At 65.3% G+C, this 16,649-nt stretch carries 14 protein-coding genes; 8 read left to right on the top strand and 6 right to left on the bottom strand.

Annotated elements, in window-relative coordinates; all coding sequences use genetic code 11:
* Position 1: 1 nt before the first annotated feature.
* The 6 genes from A5686_RS12385 to A5686_RS12360 form a co-directional block, all read right to left on the bottom strand.
* Positions 2-1,378: an NtaA/DmoA family FMN-dependent monooxygenase gene (locus tag A5686_RS12385; protein WP_067934463.1), complete on the bottom strand. Its 1,377-nt coding sequence runs from the start codon at positions 1,376-1,378 to the stop codon at positions 2-4.
* A complete protein-coding gene (locus A5686_RS12380) occupies positions 1,375-2,496 on the bottom strand; it encodes an LLM class flavin-dependent oxidoreductase (RefSeq protein ID WP_067934462.1) in 1,122 nt (373 codons plus the stop codon). The genes A5686_RS12385 and A5686_RS12380 overlap by 4 nt, the downstream gene beginning before the upstream one ends.
* On the bottom strand, positions 2,493-3,608 hold the full coding sequence (locus A5686_RS12375) for an LLM class flavin-dependent oxidoreductase (RefSeq protein ID WP_067934460.1): 1,116 nt from the start codon (positions 3,606-3,608) through the stop codon (positions 2,493-2,495). The genes A5686_RS12380 and A5686_RS12375 overlap by 4 nt, the downstream gene beginning before the upstream one ends.
* 219 nt (positions 3,609-3,827) lie before the next feature.
* The gene (gene cysE / locus A5686_RS12370; RefSeq protein ID WP_067934459.1) at positions 3,828-4,511 is read right to left on the bottom strand and encodes a serine O-acetyltransferase; all 684 of its coding nucleotides are present in this window, start codon (positions 4,509-4,511) and stop codon (positions 3,828-3,830) included.
* A gap of 2 nt (positions 4,512-4,513) precedes the next feature.
* The gene (gene cysK, locus A5686_RS12365) at positions 4,514-5,446 is read right to left on the bottom strand and encodes a cysteine synthase A (RefSeq protein ID WP_067934457.1); all 933 of its coding nucleotides are present in this window, start codon (positions 5,444-5,446) and stop codon (positions 4,514-4,516) included.
* Positions 5,447-6,175: 729 nt separating this feature from the next.
* Entirely contained in the window at positions 6,176-6,979 is an 804-nt protein-coding gene (locus A5686_RS12360) for a Stf0 family sulfotransferase (RefSeq protein WP_067934455.1), read from the bottom strand.
* Positions 6,980-7,629: 650 nt separating this feature from the next.
* Here A5686_RS12360 and A5686_RS12355 point away from each other — a divergent pair.
* Genes A5686_RS12355 through A5686_RS12320 form a run of 8 tightly spaced genes read left to right on the top strand, consistent with a single transcriptional unit; the run spans position 7,630 to position 16,634 of the window.
* Positions 7,630-8,370 carry an MlaE family ABC transporter permease gene (locus A5686_RS12355; protein WP_369829705.1) on the top strand — a complete coding sequence of 247 codons (741 nt, stop codon included), beginning with the start codon at positions 7,630-7,632 and terminating at the stop codon, positions 8,368-8,370.
* A complete protein-coding gene (locus A5686_RS12350) occupies positions 8,367-9,215 on the top strand; it encodes an ABC transporter permease (RefSeq protein WP_067934451.1) in 849 nt (282 codons plus the stop codon). The genes A5686_RS12355 and A5686_RS12350 overlap by 4 nt, the downstream gene beginning before the upstream one ends.
* A 4-nt stretch (positions 9,216-9,219) precedes the next feature.
* Positions 9,220-10,488, top strand: a complete 1,269-nt coding sequence (locus A5686_RS12345) for an MCE family protein (protein ID WP_067934449.1) — start codon at positions 9,220-9,222, stop codon at positions 10,486-10,488.
* Positions 10,485-11,513, top strand: a complete 1,029-nt coding sequence (locus A5686_RS12340; protein ID WP_067934447.1) for an MCE family protein — start codon at positions 10,485-10,487, stop codon at positions 11,511-11,513. Before A5686_RS12345 ends, A5686_RS12340 begins: the two co-directional genes overlap by 4 nt.
* Positions 11,510-12,694, top strand: coding sequence for an MCE family protein (locus tag A5686_RS12335; RefSeq protein ID WP_156750050.1), 1,185 nt, complete (start codon positions 11,510-11,512; stop codon positions 12,692-12,694). The genes A5686_RS12340 and A5686_RS12335 overlap by 4 nt, the downstream gene beginning before the upstream one ends.
* Positions 12,691-14,031, top strand: a complete 1,341-nt coding sequence (locus A5686_RS12330; RefSeq protein ID WP_067934445.1) for an MCE family protein — start codon at positions 12,691-12,693, stop codon at positions 14,029-14,031. Before A5686_RS12335 ends, A5686_RS12330 begins: the two co-directional genes overlap by 4 nt.
* Complete coding sequence (locus A5686_RS12325) at positions 14,028-15,149, top strand: MCE family protein (protein ID WP_067934443.1); 1,122 nt, start codon at positions 14,028-14,030, stop codon at positions 15,147-15,149. Before A5686_RS12330 ends, A5686_RS12325 begins: the two co-directional genes overlap by 4 nt.
* A complete protein-coding gene (locus A5686_RS12320) occupies positions 15,150-16,634 on the top strand; it encodes an MCE family protein (RefSeq protein WP_067934441.1) in 1,485 nt (494 codons plus the stop codon).
* Positions 16,635-16,649: the final 15 nt, after the last annotated feature.

The following is a 16,649-nucleotide window of genomic DNA, read 5'->3' as shown; positions in this document are numbered from 1 at the left end:
CTCAGCCGACCGCGGCCCGATGTTCCGCCCGCCCCGGCGTGGGCACCAAGCCCAGATGCTCGCGCAACGTGTGGCCGCGGTATTCGGTGCGAAAGCTACCGCGCTCCTGTAATAGCGGCACCACCTTGTCGACGAACTCGTCGAGGCCGTGCGGCGTCAGGTGCGGCACCAGGATGAAGCCGTCGCAGGCATCCGACTGCACGTAGCGATCGATCTCGTCGGCCACCTGCCGCGGAGTCCCGACGAACTGCTGGCGGCTGGTCACTTCGATGATCAGCTGACGGATCGACAGGCCTTCGGCCGTCGCTCGCGCGCGCCACGTTTCGGCGACAGTCTTCGGATCGCCGTGCCGGACCCGCCCTCGGGTGATATTCGGGTTCTCGACGGGCTCGACGTCGGGAAGCGGCCCGTCGGGGTCGTAGGCCGAAAGGTCGCGTCCCCACACCTGCTCGAGGAACGCGATCGCGGTCGGGCCGCTCACCTGCTGCTCGCGGATATAGCGGGCGTTCTCCTGCGCCTCCGCGGGGGTGTCGCCGAGCGCGAATGTCGCGCCGGGCAGAACCTTGAGCTGGTCGGGGTCTCGCCCGTGGGCTGCGGCGCGGCTTTTCACGTCGGCGTAGTAGCGCTGGCCCGCTTCAAGCGACCCGTGCAACGTGAACAGGGCATCGGCATGCTTGGCGCCGAAGTCGCGGCCATCGTCGGAGTCACCGGCTTGCAGCAGCACCGGATGGCCTTGCGGCCCAGCGGGCAGCGAGGCTAGGCCGTGGACGTCGAATTGCGGACCCTTGTGGTCGACGCTTTCGATGCGGGACGGATCGGCATAGACTCCGGCATCGACGTCGGCGACCACCGCACCGGGTGCCCAGCTGTCCCAGAACCGCCGCGCCACGGTGATGAATTCCTCGGCCCTGCGGTACCGGTCGGCATGGGCGAGAAATCCGCCACGGCGGAAGTTCTCCCCGGTGAACGCATCCGAGGAGGTGACCATGTTCCAGGCCGCCCGCCCGTCGGAGAGGTGATCCAGCGTCGCGAATTGCCTTGCCACCTCGTAGGGTTCGTTGAATGTGGTGTTGATGGTACCGGCGAGGCCCAGGTTGCTGGTGACCGCGGCGAGCGCGGCCAGCACCGTGAAGGTGTCGGGCCTGCCGACCACGTCGAGGTCGTGAATCTTGCCGCGATGCTCACGCAGCCGCAGTCCTTCGGCCAGGAAGAAGAAGTCGAACAGTCCCCGTTCGGCTGACTTAGCCAGGTGCACAAAGGATTCGAATGCGATCTGGCTGCCTGCGCTCGGATCGGACCACACCGTGGTGTTGTTCACCCCGGGGAAGTGTGCACCCAGATGTATCTGCTTGCGGCGGCTTGCTTCTCGAATGATCATCCAGTCAATCCCCATCGTTTGGCGATCAGTTCGTGCGAGTGCAGCCGGTCGACGTGTCGATGCGTCACGGAGGTGATCACCAATTCGTCGGCCTCGGTGACCCGGCGCAGCAGCTCGAGCCGGTCGGCGACCTCGTCGGGGTTGCCGACGAATTGTGTTGCGGTGCGGTCGGCTACCAGCGCCTGCTCGTCCTCGGTCAACGGCTGGCAGAAGTCCGGATCGGGGTAGGGGATGGCACCCTGGCCGCTGCGGATGGAATGCACCCAGCGGCCGTAACCGGCTGCGAGGTGGCGTGCGGTCGCGCTGTCCTCGGCGACCACGACGTCGGCCGACACCACCACATATGGCTCGGACAGCCGGGCTGAGGGGCGGAATGCGTTGCGGTACGCGGTGATCGCGTCGATCGCAGTGCCGGGGGTGATGTGGTAGCTCGCGACAAACGGAAGCCCCCGGGCACCGGCCACCTCGGCGCTTTGGCCCTTAGTGCTGCCGAAGATCCACGGCGTCAGCTGGGCGTGCTCGCCCGGAACCGCGTGCAGTTCATGGCCATTGACGGTGTAGCTGCCGTCCAGCAGTGCTTGTATGTCGGCTAGCTGTTCGGCGAAGTCCGGGGGTCGCGCGCACGGTTGGGCGAGCACCGACGCCTGGGCCCGGATCCGGCCGCTTTTCATCAGTGGCGTCTGGTCGAAGGGCGTGGGGATAACAACGCCGGATACCTCACGCCAGGGCGCGGGCGCAGGTTCGGATGTGGCCGTTGACGACGTCGCCGCCTCTTGGCGCCGCTGCCCGGATCGACCCAGCCCCATGTCGATGCGACCCGGGTAGAGCGCATCGAGGATTCCGAAGCTTTCCACCACGGCAAGCGCCGTCGTGTGGCCGACCTGCACCGCGGCCGAGCCGACGTGGATTCGTTCTGTGGCCGCGGCGATTTGGCCGATCAATGTCACGGGTGACGAACTGGCCACCGCGACGAAGTGGTGCTCGGCGAGCCAGTAGCGCCGATAGCCCCAGCGTTCGGCGTGCTGGGCCAGGTCGATGCTGTTGCGCAGTGCCGTCGCCGCGTCGCTGCCGGCGCTGATGGGTGAGAGGTCGAGGATCGACAGGGGAGCGACGGTCATGAGGGCACCGTCGCGTAGCGGTTCGGTGCGGGCGCCAGACCCAGCCGTGCGCGCAGGGTCTCGCCGTCGCGGTACCCGGTGCGGAATCGCCCGGCGCGCTGCAGCCGCGGCACCAGGTCGTCGACGATGGCGGGCAGGTCGATGGCGTTGATCGCGGGCCGTAGCCGCACCCCGTCGACCCCGGCGTCCTGCCAGGAGAGCAAAAGCTCCGCCAAATCGCTTGTGGTGCCGATGAATACGTGTGCGTCGGACGAGATGGCCTGCGCCGGCGCCAAGGGATCGTCGGCGAGCGACACGACCAGGTCCGCATAGACACCGATCTCGCGTCCAGCAGCGCGCTGCGCGCTGCTGACCTCGGCCAGGATCGCTCGCACCGAGGCCTCGTCGTGCGGAGTGACGAACACCAGGTCGGCGTTGGCTGCGGCGAATTCGTAGTTGGTGTGTGCCAGCGCCGTCACCACCGGCTGGCCCTGGGGCGGCCGTGGGGTGATCGAGGGCCCCTTGACCGAGAAGTACTCTCCGGCGAAGTCGATGTAATGCAGCTTGTTGCGGTCGATGTAGCGACCGGTCGCGACGTCGCGGATGACGGCGTCGTCCTCCCAGCTGTCCCAGAGGCGACGCACCGCCTCGACGGCGTCGGCCGCTTCGTCGAACAGTGCGTGGCTTTCGGGGGCGGCCCGCCGGCCCAACAGCGCCGCTTCGTGCGCCGTCGGACTCACCCGCACCTGCCAGCCAGCCCGGCCATGCGAGATGTGGTCGAGTGTTGCAATCGCTTTCGACACGTGGAACGGCTCGGTATGCGTGACAGTCGCAACCGGAATCAAGCCGATGCTTCTAGTGGCCGGGGCGATCCGGGCGGCCACCAGCGTGGCATCGGCGCGTCCCGCTAGGCGCCGCGGGGAGATTTCGGCCCGACGCCCGGGCTGTGCGTCCAGGCTGTCGTCGATCGTCAGGAAGTCCAGCAGCCCACGCTCGGCGGTGCCGGCCAGTGCGGCCCAATAGCGCCCGCTGAGTTGGCCGCCACCCGTCGCGTCGTGCGCGAACGCGTATCGCCACGCTTGGGGATGCCAACCATAGCCGTCCAACCCAACCCCCAGATGTAGCTCGGTCATGAGCGGTCCTCGAGGCTGGCGCGGTCATGCGTCGTGGTCATAACTCACTGTGCAACGCCGCGGGCGGCAATGCATTCCATGCCCGGGTTATGTTCAGGATGAGTAATACTTCGCCGAGCTCAAGCCCGTGGAACGCGGTACACAGGGTTCGGTGCAGGGTGGCGAATACCGACGATCAGCGTGTGTTCAGCTGGGCTCCACGATCTTTCACATCTGTGGTCAGATGGAGAAATCCTCGCCGTGCCAGACACCGGCTTCAGGCGGCCTGATGACGTGATTGGTTTGAGCACCGTCCGCATGAGCTTCGAGTCTGGTCACCCGGGTCAGCAGCGACTGCAGGCTGACGCCGACGAGGTCGGGCATCATCCAGTCGTCCGGACTGCCTGGACGGCTGCGGCTGATGACCTGCCCGGGCACCCCGACGACCACCGAACTCGACGGAACCTCTTTGACCACCACGGCGTTGGCGCCGATGCGGCTGTCGTCACCGACTTTGATCGCGCCCAGAATCTTCGCTCCCGCCCCGATGGTCACCCGATCACCGATGGTGGGGTGTCGTTTGCCGGTGTCCCTGCCGCTGCCCCCGAGGGTGACGCCGTGGTAGAGCGTCACGTCCTCGCCCACCTCGGCGGTCTCACCGATCACCACGCCGGTCGCGTGGTCGATGAAAAGACCGGGCCCCAAGACGGCACCTGGATGAATCTCGACGCCGGTCAGAATCCGGGTGATTTCGGCGGTGATGCGCGCGGCCAGCTTTGCGCCGCGCTGCCACAGCCAGTGGTTGATGCGGTGGCACCAGATGGCGTGCACGCCTGGATAGGCAAAGATCACCTGCAGCGTGGTCGGAACGGCCGGATCGCGCTCCCTGGCCGCTCGGATGTCACGTCGGATGGCTTCGAGCACGGCTAATCGGCCAGGTCGGCGAACAATGGCGTGCTGAGGTACCGCTCGCCGAAGTCGGGTAGGACCACGACGACAAGCTTTCCTGCATTCTCGGGCCGGCGAGCCACCTGCAGCGCGGCCACCACCGCCGCGCCCGAAGAGATGCCGACCAACAGCCCCTCTTCTGCGGCCAATCGCCGGGCCAAGGTGATGGACTCCTCGTTGCCGACGGCGATCACCTCGTCGACCAGATCCATCGCGAGCACGGGCGGGACGAACCCGGCGCCGAGGCCCTGGATGGGGTGCGGCCCTTTCTGCCCGCCGGACAACACCGGCGACCCGGCCGGCTCCACTGCGACGAATTGTGTTGAGGGTTTGCGTTCCTTGATCACCTGCGCCACACCGGTGATGGTGCCGCCGGTGCCGACGCCGGCGACGAAGATATCGACTTTGCCGTCGGTGTCGCGCCACACTTCCTCCGCGGTAGTGGCGCGGTGGATCGCGGGGTTCGCCTTGTTCTCGAATTGCTGTGGCACGAAATACCGGTCGTCGCTTTTGGCCAGTTCCTCAGCCTTGGCGATAGCACCCGGCATGCCTTCGGAGCCCGGCGTCAACACAATCTCGGCGCCCAAGGCGCGCAACAACATTCGTCTTTCCACGCTCATGGTCTCGGGCATCGTCAGCACGCAACGGTACCCACGGGCCGCGGCCACCAACGCCAGGGCGATGCCGGTGTTGCCGCTCGTGGGCTCGAGAATGATGGTGTCAGGTTTGATCAAGCCCGCCTGCTCGGCCGCGTCGATCATCGCGACTCCGATGCGGTCCTTGACACTGTTGCCTGGGTTGAAGAATTCCAGCTTGGCGACGACGTCGGCGACCGCACCTTCGGTGACCCGGTTGAGCCGGACCAGCGGGGTGTTACCGATCAATTCCGTGACGTTCTCCGCGATGCTCATCTACCTATTGTCTCCAACGACGTAGGACCAGGCCTCGGCCTGCCAGCTAATACCGAACTCTATGTTCATCTCCGTGGGGATGGCCAGCGCGACCGGGGTCCGGCGTTGCGCCCCATCATCCAGCGCCATCCCTGGTGAGCAGGCGTCCGTGCAGATCGCTGACCGTTTCGCGGCGCCAAGAGCCCGGGAATCAACAACAACAACAGCAACAGCAACAACAGTCCACGGCGAGGCGGCGCGGCGGGACAAAGCGCGGCTGTACGCGGTGTTGCATGTCACCACTATAGCCATCGGACGTGAGCCATCGGACGTGGTCGGTCGTTCGGCTCAGCCCGGCGTCAGCCTTCTGGCCAGGACTTACTCCTTACTCCGCTCAACGAGCGGGCCCCCTTGCGGTGGGACAAAGCTCGTCCACCTGCTTGCCGGCGTCACGCGGGGCGGTCGCAATAAGGGGCACACCGACCAAGCGGGTGCGCCGGGGGCGCGTGCCGCCGAGGGAAAGCCGGCGTGTCGTCGGTTGTCCAGGCCGGACGCAAGCCGCTCGAGGTGAGTAAGGCCTGCCGCCGTGCCGAGCGCCGGCCGCGCCGGGCACTGAGATTCGAGTGCCCGCCCAGCCGGGCGAATAGCAAGACGCGGTTGGTGTGCTGAACCCTAGAGTCGTGCGCTCCAACCGAATACGGGTGGTGTCAGCAACACGATGCCGAGCGCGACGGTAGCGACCACGGTATATCAGGTTGGCAGGCCGTACTTCTCGGCGTCAACGCGGTAGCGGTCCACCCATTCGTCGGAGCGCTGGTCGGCCTGGCGTTCCAGCACCGGCTCGGGCGCCAGCTGCGGGTCCAGCCCCAGGGCCTCGAGAATGGATCCCACCACCTGAGTCAGGTTGCGCCACAACACCGGATACGAGATGTCCATGGGCTTGATGTCTTCTTCGGCGAACCAGTTCCGCCACCCCTCTTCTTGCGCGCGCAGCATGCTGACTACGTGGGCGATCGCCCCGGCGTGATAGGTGGCGCGCGCGTCGCGAACCGGATCGGGCCTGCCTCGCCAGACCCGAGTCTGCACCGCTCGCCAAAACGACACCGCCTGGGAAATCACATCGGGCCGGTAGACGTGAATCAGCAGCGGCTGCTCGCCCACGACATCGGTGATCGCCGCCAGCAGGCGCTCGCCACTTCGGTCGGGCAGGTTTTTGGCACGGTCCAACAGCAGTGGCGTCTGGTTCCACATCAGCTTGCCGCCCCACACCCCGTTCGGCGTGCGTCCGACCGTACGAATGTAGGAACGCCAGATCTCGGGTGGCGCCAGGTCCGGTGTCCCGACGTCCAGCGGGTCGAGCAGGCCCAGGATCGACTCGTCGTCGACGCCGGCGAACCACTCCCGAGGCTGGGGCGACTGGCTGGTGGTCGGGAGGTATTGGAAAAACTCCTGAGGCTCGCCGGCCACGCCGGTGGCGCGCAGCGACTCGACCAGCAGCGTGCTGCCGCTGCGCTGCGACGCCAACACCAGATATGACGACGGCCCACTTGTCACCGGCAGAGTCTATCCAGAACCGTCAATTCTTCATTCGTGGTAGCGCCATTACGGTCAGACTGAAGCAAACCCTTGCATCGAAGCGGACTTACCCGAACCGTGGCGATCGGCGACGACAGCCGAACGGGACGGTGGCCGTGGGTGCTCATCTGGTTTCGGAGGGGACGGAAGGCCGCGCATGCGGCGCATGCTGTGCTGCATGTAAAAGCGCTGCTTCGCGCAGTTTTTCGGGTGGGTACCCCGATTCTTCTGAATGGCGGCCCCACCGCCTGCGGGCGCCACCGGTCGGGCATCGGTCCGTCTGCCGGCCGCCACTGCGCGGGCCGCGGGGCCGGCCCGGCACCAACTGATCTCGCAGGCGAACTGCCTGGCCGATCGCTCTGGGCGATAGAAAGTCTGGCTGAGCATCAACGGACGCCGCCCACATTTCTTCTTGTTGATCGCAAACCTAACGCCGGGCATTGTTTTGCCCGTACATTCCCTCATCTAGTGCGCTCAAACAGACGCGGCGCATGTGAACAGTGCTGTTTGCTTTAGGGCCAGCGAATTACGAACGTATAAACGCTGTTACGAACATGGGGGTCGGGTTGAGTCAAAGACCGCCGTTGAGTTGGACAGGCAGCGTGACCGCGGCGACCCTCGCGCGGCCCATGAACGCGCTGGGCCAGTTCTTTCTGCTCAGCGCCGAGGCGTTGGTTGCGGCGGTGCGCGGGCCCTGGGCGTGGCGGGAAGTTCTCGAGCAGATTTGGTTTGTCGCCCGGGTTTCCATTTTTCCGACCATCATGTTGTCGATTCCGTACACGGTGCTCATCGTGTTCGTCCTCAACATTTTGCTCGTCGAGATCGGCGCGGGTGATCTCTCGGGTGCCGGTGCGGGGCTGGCCTCGGTGACCCAGGTCGGACCGGTTGTCACGGCGATGGTCGTCTCCGGTGCCGGGTCGACGGCCATGTGCGCGGATCTGGGTGCGCGCACCATCCGCGAGGAAATCGACGCGATGAAGGTGATCGGCGTCAATCCGGTTCAGGCGCTGGTGGTTCCGCGCATCATCGCCGCGACGTTCGTCGCCGTCCTGCTGTACTCCGTCGTGGCGGTGACCGGGCTGACCGGCAGCTACATCTTCGTGGTATTCGTCCAGCACGTCACACCCGGTGCGTTCATCGCCGGAATGACGTTGGTCACGGGGCTGCCGCAGGTGGTGATCTCGCTGATCAAGGCGACCCTGTTCGGGCTGTCGGCCGGCCTGATCGCCTGCTACAAGGGCTTGTCGGTGGGCGGTGGCCCGACCGGCGTCGGCAACGCGGTGAACGAGACCGTGGTCTTCTCGTTCATGGCCCTGTTCTTCATCAACATCCTGACCACCGCGCTGGGGGTGAAGGTGACGGCCAAATGACCGATGCCGCGCGCGAGCCGTCGTGGTTCGTCACCCTTGGCCCCCGGCTGACGGATTCCACCCGCAAGCTGGGCGAGCAGACCGTGTTCTACGGCCAATCCCTGACGGCCACCGTCGATGCGATACGGCGTTACCCGGGGGAACTGCTGCGGCTGATCGCCGAGATGGGTATGGGCACAGGCGCGTTGGCCGTCATCGGAGGCACGGTCGGGATCATCGGCTTTCTCACGCTGACCACCGGCGCCCTCGTCGCGGTGCAAGGATACGACACGCTGTCCAACATCGGCGTCGAAGCGCTGACGGGATTCCTTTCGGCGTTTTTGAACGTCCGGATGATCGCACCCTGCACCGCCGGCCTGGCGCTGGCCGCCACGATCGGTGCCGGAGCGACGGCGCAGCTGGGCGCGATGCGCATCAACGAGGAGATCGACGCGCTGGAAGTCATGGGCATCCGCGCGGTCACCTACCTGGCGTCCACCCGGATCATCGCCGGGATCCTGGTCGTCATTCCGCTCTACGCCGTCGCGGTTCTGATGTCGTTCATCGCTGCCAAGTTCCTCACGATCTACGTGTACGGACAGTCACGAGGCGTCTACGAGCATTACTTCGCAACCTTTTTGCGGCCCACCGACCTGTTCTGGTCATTTTTGGCGGCGCTGACCATGGCGGCCGGCGTGATGGTCGTTCATACCTATTACGGTTTCACCGCCACGGGTGGTCCGGCGGGGGTCGGGGAAGCGGTCGGGCGGTCGGTACGGTCATCCATGATCGTGACGGCGTTCGTGTGCCTGATGATTTCACTGTCCGTCTACGGGCAGTCCGGCAACTTCAACCTGTCGGGATGACCGGATGAGTGATCACCGGACTGGCGGGGCATTCCAGCGAAACAGGACCCGCCACAGCAAGATTGACCCGATCTGGTGGGCACCCACCCTGTTCATCCTGATCGGCGGTTTGATCGCCATGACCGCGGCCTCGTTCTCGGGCAAATTTCAGGCTTTCGTGCCGCTCACGCTGGTGTCGGACCGTGCCGGGTTGGTGATGGAAGACGGCGCCAAGGTCAAGCTGCGCGGGGTCCAGGTGGGCCAGGTCGCTTCGATCGGCACCGACGTGAAGTCGGCCCGGCTGCAGCTGAAGATACAACCGGACGCCTTCAAGTATCTGCCCAGCAACCTCGAGGCTGAGATCAAGTCGACCACCGCGTTCGGCTCCAAATATGTCGATCTGATCGTTCCGGATCATCCCAGTGCCACGTCGCTGAAACCCGGCGCGATGCTGCGCTCGCGCAACGTCACCGTCGAAGTCAACACCGTATTCGAGAATCTGCAGTCGGTAGTCCAAGCGCTCGACCCGGCAAAGCTGAACTCGATCTTATCGGCCTTCGCACAATCGGTGCGCGGTAAGGGCGATCGGATCGGGCAGGCGATCAGCGACGCGAATAACGTGCTTCTCACCGTCAACCCGCGCATGGATACCGTCGGCAGGGACTGGCGGCTGTTCGGCAAGACCGCCGGCATCTATTCCGATGCCGCACAGAACATTCTGTCCATCCTGGATTCGGCGACGACGACCAGCGCCACCATGACAGACGACCAGCACGCGCTGGATTCGCTATTGCTGTCGGCGATCGGCTTCAGCCAGACCGGCATCAACGTGATCGGCCGCAACGAATCGAACATCGTGCGGTCAATGAACCTGCTCAACCCGACCATGGCGCTGCTGCAGAAATACTCGCCGACCTATACATGCCTTTTCCAGGGGGCGCAGTGGTACGTCGACCACGGTGGTCGCGACGCGCTGGGGGGCAACGGTTATTCCGTGATCCTGGACGCCGCACTGCTTTTCGGCGACGATCCATATCGCTTCCCGAAACACCTGCCCAAGGTCAACGCCACCGGCGGTCCGGGGGGCAAGCCCAGCTGCGGTTCGTTACCCGACCCCAGCGCGAACTTCCCGGTGCGTGCGCTGGTCACCGATACCGGCTGGGGGGCGGCCCCGAACGAGATCCGCACCAACGTGGCAGCGGGTAATCCGTGGTGGGCCAACTGGTTTCCGACTACCAAGAACCCTCCAGAAGCGCCACGCTACTTCTGGCGCGGGGGGCAGCCGCCGCCATGAGAAGGAAGCTATCCAGCATCATCCTGCGGGTCGGGGTCTTCACCGCGGTCTGCCTGCTGTTCACCTTCGCGCTGATCGCGGTGTTCGGTCAGCTGCGGTTCGAGGACCGCACGGGCTACCGCGCGATCTTCACCAACATCTCCGGCCTGAAGTCCGGCAACTTCGTGCGCATCGCCGGGGTGGAAGTCGGCAAGGTCGGCGATCTCGATCTGCATCGCGACGGCACGGTCACAGTCGACTTCGCGGTGGACAAGGGCGTGCGCCTCAGCGAGGGCACCAAGGCCGTCGTGCGCTACGAGAATCTGATCGGCGATCGCTACCTCGCGCTCGAGGAGACCCCGGGGTCGCCGCGCCGGCTGCTGCCCGGGGCGACCATTCCGCTGGCACGGACGTCGCCCGCGCTCGATCTCGACGCGCTGATCGGTGGTTTCCGCCCGTTGTTCCGCGCGCTGGACCCGGATCAGGTCAACGCCTTATCCGGTCAACTGCTGCGGATCTTCCAGGGGCAGGGCGGAACGCTGGCTTCGGTGCTGTCGCAAACATCGATATTGACCTCAACCCTGGCCGGGCGCAGCGAGCTGATCGGCCAGCTGATCACCAACCTGAACACCGTGCTGCACACCTTCGCCACACGTGACCATGAGTTCTCTGATGGAGTGGACAAGCTGGCCCAGCTGGTGGACGGGCTGGCACAGCGTAGGAACGACATCTCCACCGGCCTTGCCTACATCGATGCGGCGGCGGGCTCGATCACCGATCTGCTCGCCCAGTCCCGCCAGCCGATCAAAGATGTTGTGCACGAGACGGATCGGGTGTCAGGGCAGGTGCTGTCCGACAAAGAATACGTCGACAAACTGCTGACGGACCTTCCGGACATCTACCAGGTACTCGCCCGACAGGGCCTCAACGGTGACTATTTCGGCTTCTACTTCTGCGAGGTATTGCTCAAGCTGAACGGTAAAGGGGGCAACCCGATCTTCGTCAAACTGTTGGGCCAGCCCAGCGGGCGGTGCACACCGCGATGAAGCTGAAACTGCCCACCGGCAAACCGGCTGACCGGCGAAACCCTTTCCTGCTGGGCGTGATGGGAACCGTCATCCTGGCCTGTGTGGCTATCGTTGCTTTCCAGTACAACAAGCTGCCGTTCATCAAGAACACGGATGACTACGCGGCGTACTTCGCCGAAGCCGGGGGCATCAAACCGGGTAATACCGTACGGGTTTCGGGCATGGGCGTGGGCCGCGTTTCCGACCTTCGGCTGGAGGGCAGCAAGGTCCGGGTCGGCTTCACCGTGCACAAAGGCATCGATCTGGGCGACCGCACCGAGGCCGCCATCAAGACCGAAACCATACTGGGCGCCAAGATGCTCGAGCTGACGCCGCGCGGAAGCGGGAAGTTGTCGGGCACCATCCCACTGGAGCGCACCACTTCGCCGTATGAGCTTCCCGACGCTCTGGGCGATCTGACGACCACGATCAGCGGCCTAGACACCGCCCAATTGTCCACGGCCCTCACAACATTGGCCAACACCCTCAAAGCGACGCCGTCCAATGTGAGGCCGGCGCTGGAGGGTGTCGCTCGGTTCTCCGACACCCTCAACGGACGGGACGCACAGCTGCGCAGCCTGCTGGGCAACGCGAACAAGGTCTCGACTGTGCTGGGCAAGCGCAGCCAGCAGGTCGCCGGACTGGTCGCGAATTCCAACGCACTGCTTGCCGCACTGCTGGACGAACGAGATTCGCTGGACGCCTTGATGAACAACCTGACCGCGGTTTCGCACCAGATCTCCGGCCTGGTCAACGACAACCGGACACAGCTCAAGCCGGCCCTCGACAAGCTCAACGGTGTGCTCGAAATCCTCGACAACCGCAAGGAGGACATTCAAAAGACGCTGCCCAAGTTCAAGCGCTATGCGATGTCATTCGGCGAATGCTTGGGATCTGGACCGTTCTTCAAGGCCTACGTGGCCAACCTGGTTCCCGGCCAGATCGGTGGGCCGGTACTGGATGCCGACATGTATGACCGGTTCTTGGACCCCAACCAGAAGCTCCCGTCGGAGGCGGTCGACCCGCCCACCGGCACCCCGCCTGTGCCGCCGGAGAACGCGCCGGTGCCGCTGTGGTCTCAGCCACCGTCGCCCCCGCCGTCGACGCCGCCCATCCGCACCATTCCGCCGCCCTCGCCGCACGATTTCGATGCGCCATGAATATCAGTCGAGGCACCCTTCGCAAAGCAACGGCGGCGAGCTTGATCCTGACGCTGGCCGTGGCGTCGTTCCTGGTCGGCAACAAGCTGTGGAAGGACGTCGAAAAGAACACGTACTCTGCGTATTTCGCGGAGGCAAACGGCTTGTTCGTCGGTGACGAGATTCGCATCCTCGGCGTGGCCGTCGGCGTGGTCGACAAGATCGAGCCCCAGCCCGCCAGCTCCAAGGTGACGTTCTCAGTCGACAAACAGTATTCGATTCCGGCCGATGCCCGCGCCGCCATCCTGTCGCCGTCGCTGGTGACATCGCGGGCAATTCAGCTGGTCCCGGCGTACTCCGGCGGTCCCAAGTTGAGCGCCGGGTCCTCGATTCCGCTGAGCCGCACCGCGGTTCCGGTGGAGTGGGATGACTTCCGCAAGCAGCTGGAGAAGCTGACCGATGCCCTGCAGCCCACCAGTCCGGGCGGCGTCAACTCCGTCGGCGAGTTCATCGACTCGGCGGCCGACAATGTGCGCGGCCAGGGAGACACCGCACGCGACACGGTGATCAAGCTGTCCGAGGCGATCTCGGCGCTCGGTGATCACGCCGACGACATCTTCAGCACCGTGCGCAACCTGCAGTTGTTGGTGTCCGCGCTGTATTCCAGCAGCGACCTGCTGGGCTCGTTTAACCAGAACCTGGCGAGCGTGACGACGCTGCTGTCGAACACGCCCAATGAAGTGGGCAGCGCGCTGAAGTCGCTGGACGGGGCGCTCACGGATGTGCGTGATTTCCTGGCCGAGAACCGCGAAGCGGCGGGTGTCACGTTCGACCGGCTGGGTTCCATCACGACGGCGCTCAACGACAGCCGCGGCGATATCAAGCAGATCCTGCACATCGCCCCGACGGTGTTCCAGAATTTCCTGAACATCTACCAGCCGGCGCAGAGCGCGATGACCGGCATCCTGGCGCTGAACAACTTCGCCGATATCCCGCAGTTCATCTGCAGCTCGATCGAGGCCGCGTCGCGGGCGCGCCTGGCCCGGGTGTCGAAACTGTGCCTGCAGTATCTCAACCCGATCATCAAAAACCGTATCTACAACTACATTCCGGCGGGGATCAACCCGTTCGTCGGGACACAGGCCCGGCCCAGCGAGATCACCTACAGCGAGGACTGGCTGCGGCCCGGATACACGCCCCCGGCCGACGCACCCGCGCCGCCGGATGTTGCCCCGCCGCCACCCGAGCAGCCGGCGCCCGCCGACGCCGCGCCGCCCGCCGACGCGCCCCCCGCGAACACGACGTCCAACTCGATCCAGGTGCTGCAGAGCTTGATGCTTCCCACGGGGCCGTCATGAGACGCGCGGTGGCCGTTGTCCTCGGACTGGTATGCATTGCCTCCCTGCCGGCATGCGGCTGGCGCGGCCTGAATTCGTTCAGGCTGCCCGGCACCGCGGGCGGGGGACCGGGCTCTTACACGATTCAGGCGCAGATGCCCGATGTGGTCACCATCCAGGAGAACACCCGTGTCCGGGTGGACGACGTCAACGTCGGCAATGTCACCAAGATCGAGCTGCAAGATTGGCACGCGCTGGTGACCATGCGCATCGATGGCGATGTGCGGCTGCCGGCCAACTCGACCGCCAAGCTCGGGCAGACCAGCCTGCTCGGTTCGATGCACATCGAGCTGGCGCCGCCCAAGGACGAGCGGCCGGTCGGTCAACTCAAAGCCGGGTCGGTCATCCCGTTGTCACGCGCGAGTCTGTATCCCACCACCGAACAGACGCTGGCGTCGGTGTCGATCCTGCTCAACGGCGGGGGAATCGGCCAGCTGCAGGAGATCACGCAGGCGGTGGCCAAGGCGTTCGCCGGCCGCGAGAACGACATGCGCAGCCTGCTCGGCCAGATCGACGAATTCATCGCGCGCACCAACGATCAGACCGACGACATCATTGCCGCCGCCGAGAACCTCAACGCGTTAGCAGGGCAGGTCGCCGCCAACGACACGGTCGTCGACAAGGCGCTGACGTCCGTGCCCAAAGCGCTCGACGTGTTGGCCAAGGAGCGGACGAAAATCGCCGACACGATCGATCAGGTCGGCAAGTTCAGCGCGATCGCCGCCGACACCATCCACCAGAGCAGGGAATCTCTGGTCAACAATCTGCGCAGCATCGCACCCGTCCTGCGGTCGCTCGCCGACGCCGGGCCCTCGCTCACCAAGGGCCTGGACGGGCTGGCGACCTACCCGTGGCCGGCATCGACCGTGCGGAACTGGTTTCGCGGCGATTACGCCAACCTCACGCTGGTGGTCGACCTGACGTTGAGTCGCATCGACCAAGGACTGTTCACCGGCTCGCGATGGGAAGGCAACCTCACCCAACTCGAACTGCAATGGGGCCGCACCATCGGCATGCAGCCGAGCCCGGTCACCGGGGGCAACCCGCTGACCTATCCATACCATTTCGGGGGATACTGAATGCTTCGGTTGAATCGCCGGACGTGGATCCAGTTGTCAATCCTGACTCTGGTGACCGTCGTTTCCTGTGGCGCAATGGCATTCAACTTCATGAAGCTGCCCGCCACGTTGTTCGGGATCGGGGAGTATAAGGTCACGGTTGACCTGCCGCGATCGGGCGGGCTCTACGAGACGTCGGTGGTCACCTACCGCGGCACCGATGTGGGACAGGTGAAGTCGGTCGGCGTCACCGCAACCGGGGTGCGCGCTGTGCTGGCCTTGAGGTCGGGAGTCAAGGTGCCCTCCGAGGTGCAGGCGGCGGTGCACAGCCGCTCCGCGATCGGTGAGCAGTACATCGAGCTGACGCCGCAGCCCGGCAGGGACGGCCAACATTCCCGGATGCTGCGTGACGGCGACGTCATCACCGCCGGGCATGTCGACGTTCCCGTCGACATCGGCCACCTGCTTGACATGACCAACCGTGCGCTGCAAGCGATCCCACGCGACAACCTGCGGACCGTCATCGACGAGACCAACCGGGCGGTCGGCGGCCTCGGGCCGGAACTGTCCCGGATTGTCGACGGGTCGACCGCGCTGGCCGTAGCAGGAGGCCGGACCATCGACCCGCTCGCCGCCCTCATCGACCAGTCGCCGGCGGTACTCAACTCGCAGGTGCAGACATCCGACGCCATTGCAACGTGGGCCGACCGCACCGCGGCCATCATGGCGCAGTTGAAGGCGCAGGATGGCGCGGTACGAGACCTGTTGACTCAGGGCACATCCGGTATCGAGGAAGGCCGCGCGATGCTGGATCGGGTGGCGCCCGCGTTACCGGTGTTGTTCGCCAATCTGGTGAGCCTCGGCGATATCGCCGTCGTCTACCGCCACGACATCGAACAACTCCTGGTGCTGCTGCCGCAGGGCATCGCGGCCATGGCGGCGATCATCGTGCCAAGCTCGAACACCAAGCAGGAGTACCGGGGCGCCCAATTGGACTTCAACCTCAACCTCAACTTGCCGCCGCCCTGCACAACCGGCTACCTGCCGCCGCAGCAGCGCCGCTCACCGGCCAGCGTCGACGCCCCGGACCGGCCCGCCGCGGACCTGTTCTGCCGCGTGCCGCAAGACTCGGAGTTCAATGTCCGTGGCGTGCGCAACATTCCGTGTGAGGGCAAGCCGTGGAAGCGCGCGCCCACCGTCGAACTGTGCGAAAGCGATGAGGAGTACGTGCCGCTCAACGACGGCTACAACTGGAAAGGCGATCCAAATGCCACCACCAGCGGCCAGGGCGTCCCGCTATATCCGCCGGGCCAGGATCCGCGGCTACCACCGCCGCGGGGCACCGCACTACCGCCCGCGCCCGTGTCGCCCCCGCCGCCCGCGGTCGCGTCCTACGACCCGGCCACCGGTGACTATCTCGGGCCCGACGGACGCCGCTATACCCAATCGGACCTGGCCCACCCGCGTGCCAAGAGCTGGCAACAACTACTCGTCCCGCAACCCTGAAAGTCTGAAGGAGCA

It is taken from the genome of Mycobacterium sp. E2479, assembly GCF_001667925.1.
Lineage (GTDB): Bacteria > Actinomycetota > Actinomycetes > Mycobacteriales > Mycobacteriaceae > Mycobacterium.
Note: the sequence above shows the minus strand (reverse complement) of the source record. Positions and strands in the feature narration are given on the sequence as shown.

Bases quoted from the DNA above. Each gene is read 5' to 3' on its own strand.
- A5686_RS12325 (WP_067934443.1), top strand. From the start codon at position 14,028: ATGAGACGCGCGGTGGCCGTTGTCCTCGGACTGGTATGCATTGCCTCC.
- A5686_RS12350 (WP_067934451.1), top strand. From the start codon at position 8,367: ATGACCGATGCCGCGCGCGAGCCGTCGTGGTTCGTCACCCTTGGCCCC.
- A5686_RS12385 (WP_067934463.1), bottom strand. From the start codon at position 1,378: ATGATCATTCGAGAAGCAAGCCGCCGCAAGCAGATACATCTGGGTGCA.
- A5686_RS12335 (WP_156750050.1), top strand. From the start codon at position 11,510: ATGAAGCTGAAACTGCCCACCGGCAAACCGGCTGACCGGCGAAACCCT.
- A5686_RS12330 (WP_067934445.1), top strand. From the start codon at position 12,691: ATGAATATCAGTCGAGGCACCCTTCGCAAAGCAACGGCGGCGAGCTTG.
- A5686_RS12340 (WP_067934447.1), top strand. From the start codon at position 10,485: ATGAGAAGGAAGCTATCCAGCATCATCCTGCGGGTCGGGGTCTTCACC.
- A5686_RS12345 (WP_067934449.1), top strand. From the start codon at position 9,220: ATGAGTGATCACCGGACTGGCGGGGCATTCCAGCGAAACAGGACCCGC.
- A5686_RS12375 (WP_067934460.1), bottom strand. From the start codon at position 3,608: ATGACCGAGCTACATCTGGGGGTTGGGTTGGACGGCTATGGTTGGCAT.
- cysK (WP_067934457.1), bottom strand. From the start codon at position 5,446: ATGAGCATCGCGGAGAACGTCACGGAATTGATCGGTAACACCCCGCTG.
- A5686_RS12320 (WP_067934441.1), top strand. From the start codon at position 15,150: ATGCTTCGGTTGAATCGCCGGACGTGGATCCAGTTGTCAATCCTGACT.
- A5686_RS12380 (WP_067934462.1), bottom strand. From the start codon at position 2,496: ATGACCGTCGCTCCCCTGTCGATCCTCGACCTCTCACCCATCAGCGCC.
- A5686_RS12355 (WP_369829705.1), top strand. From the start codon at position 7,630: ATGAACGCGCTGGGCCAGTTCTTTCTGCTCAGCGCCGAGGCGTTGGTT.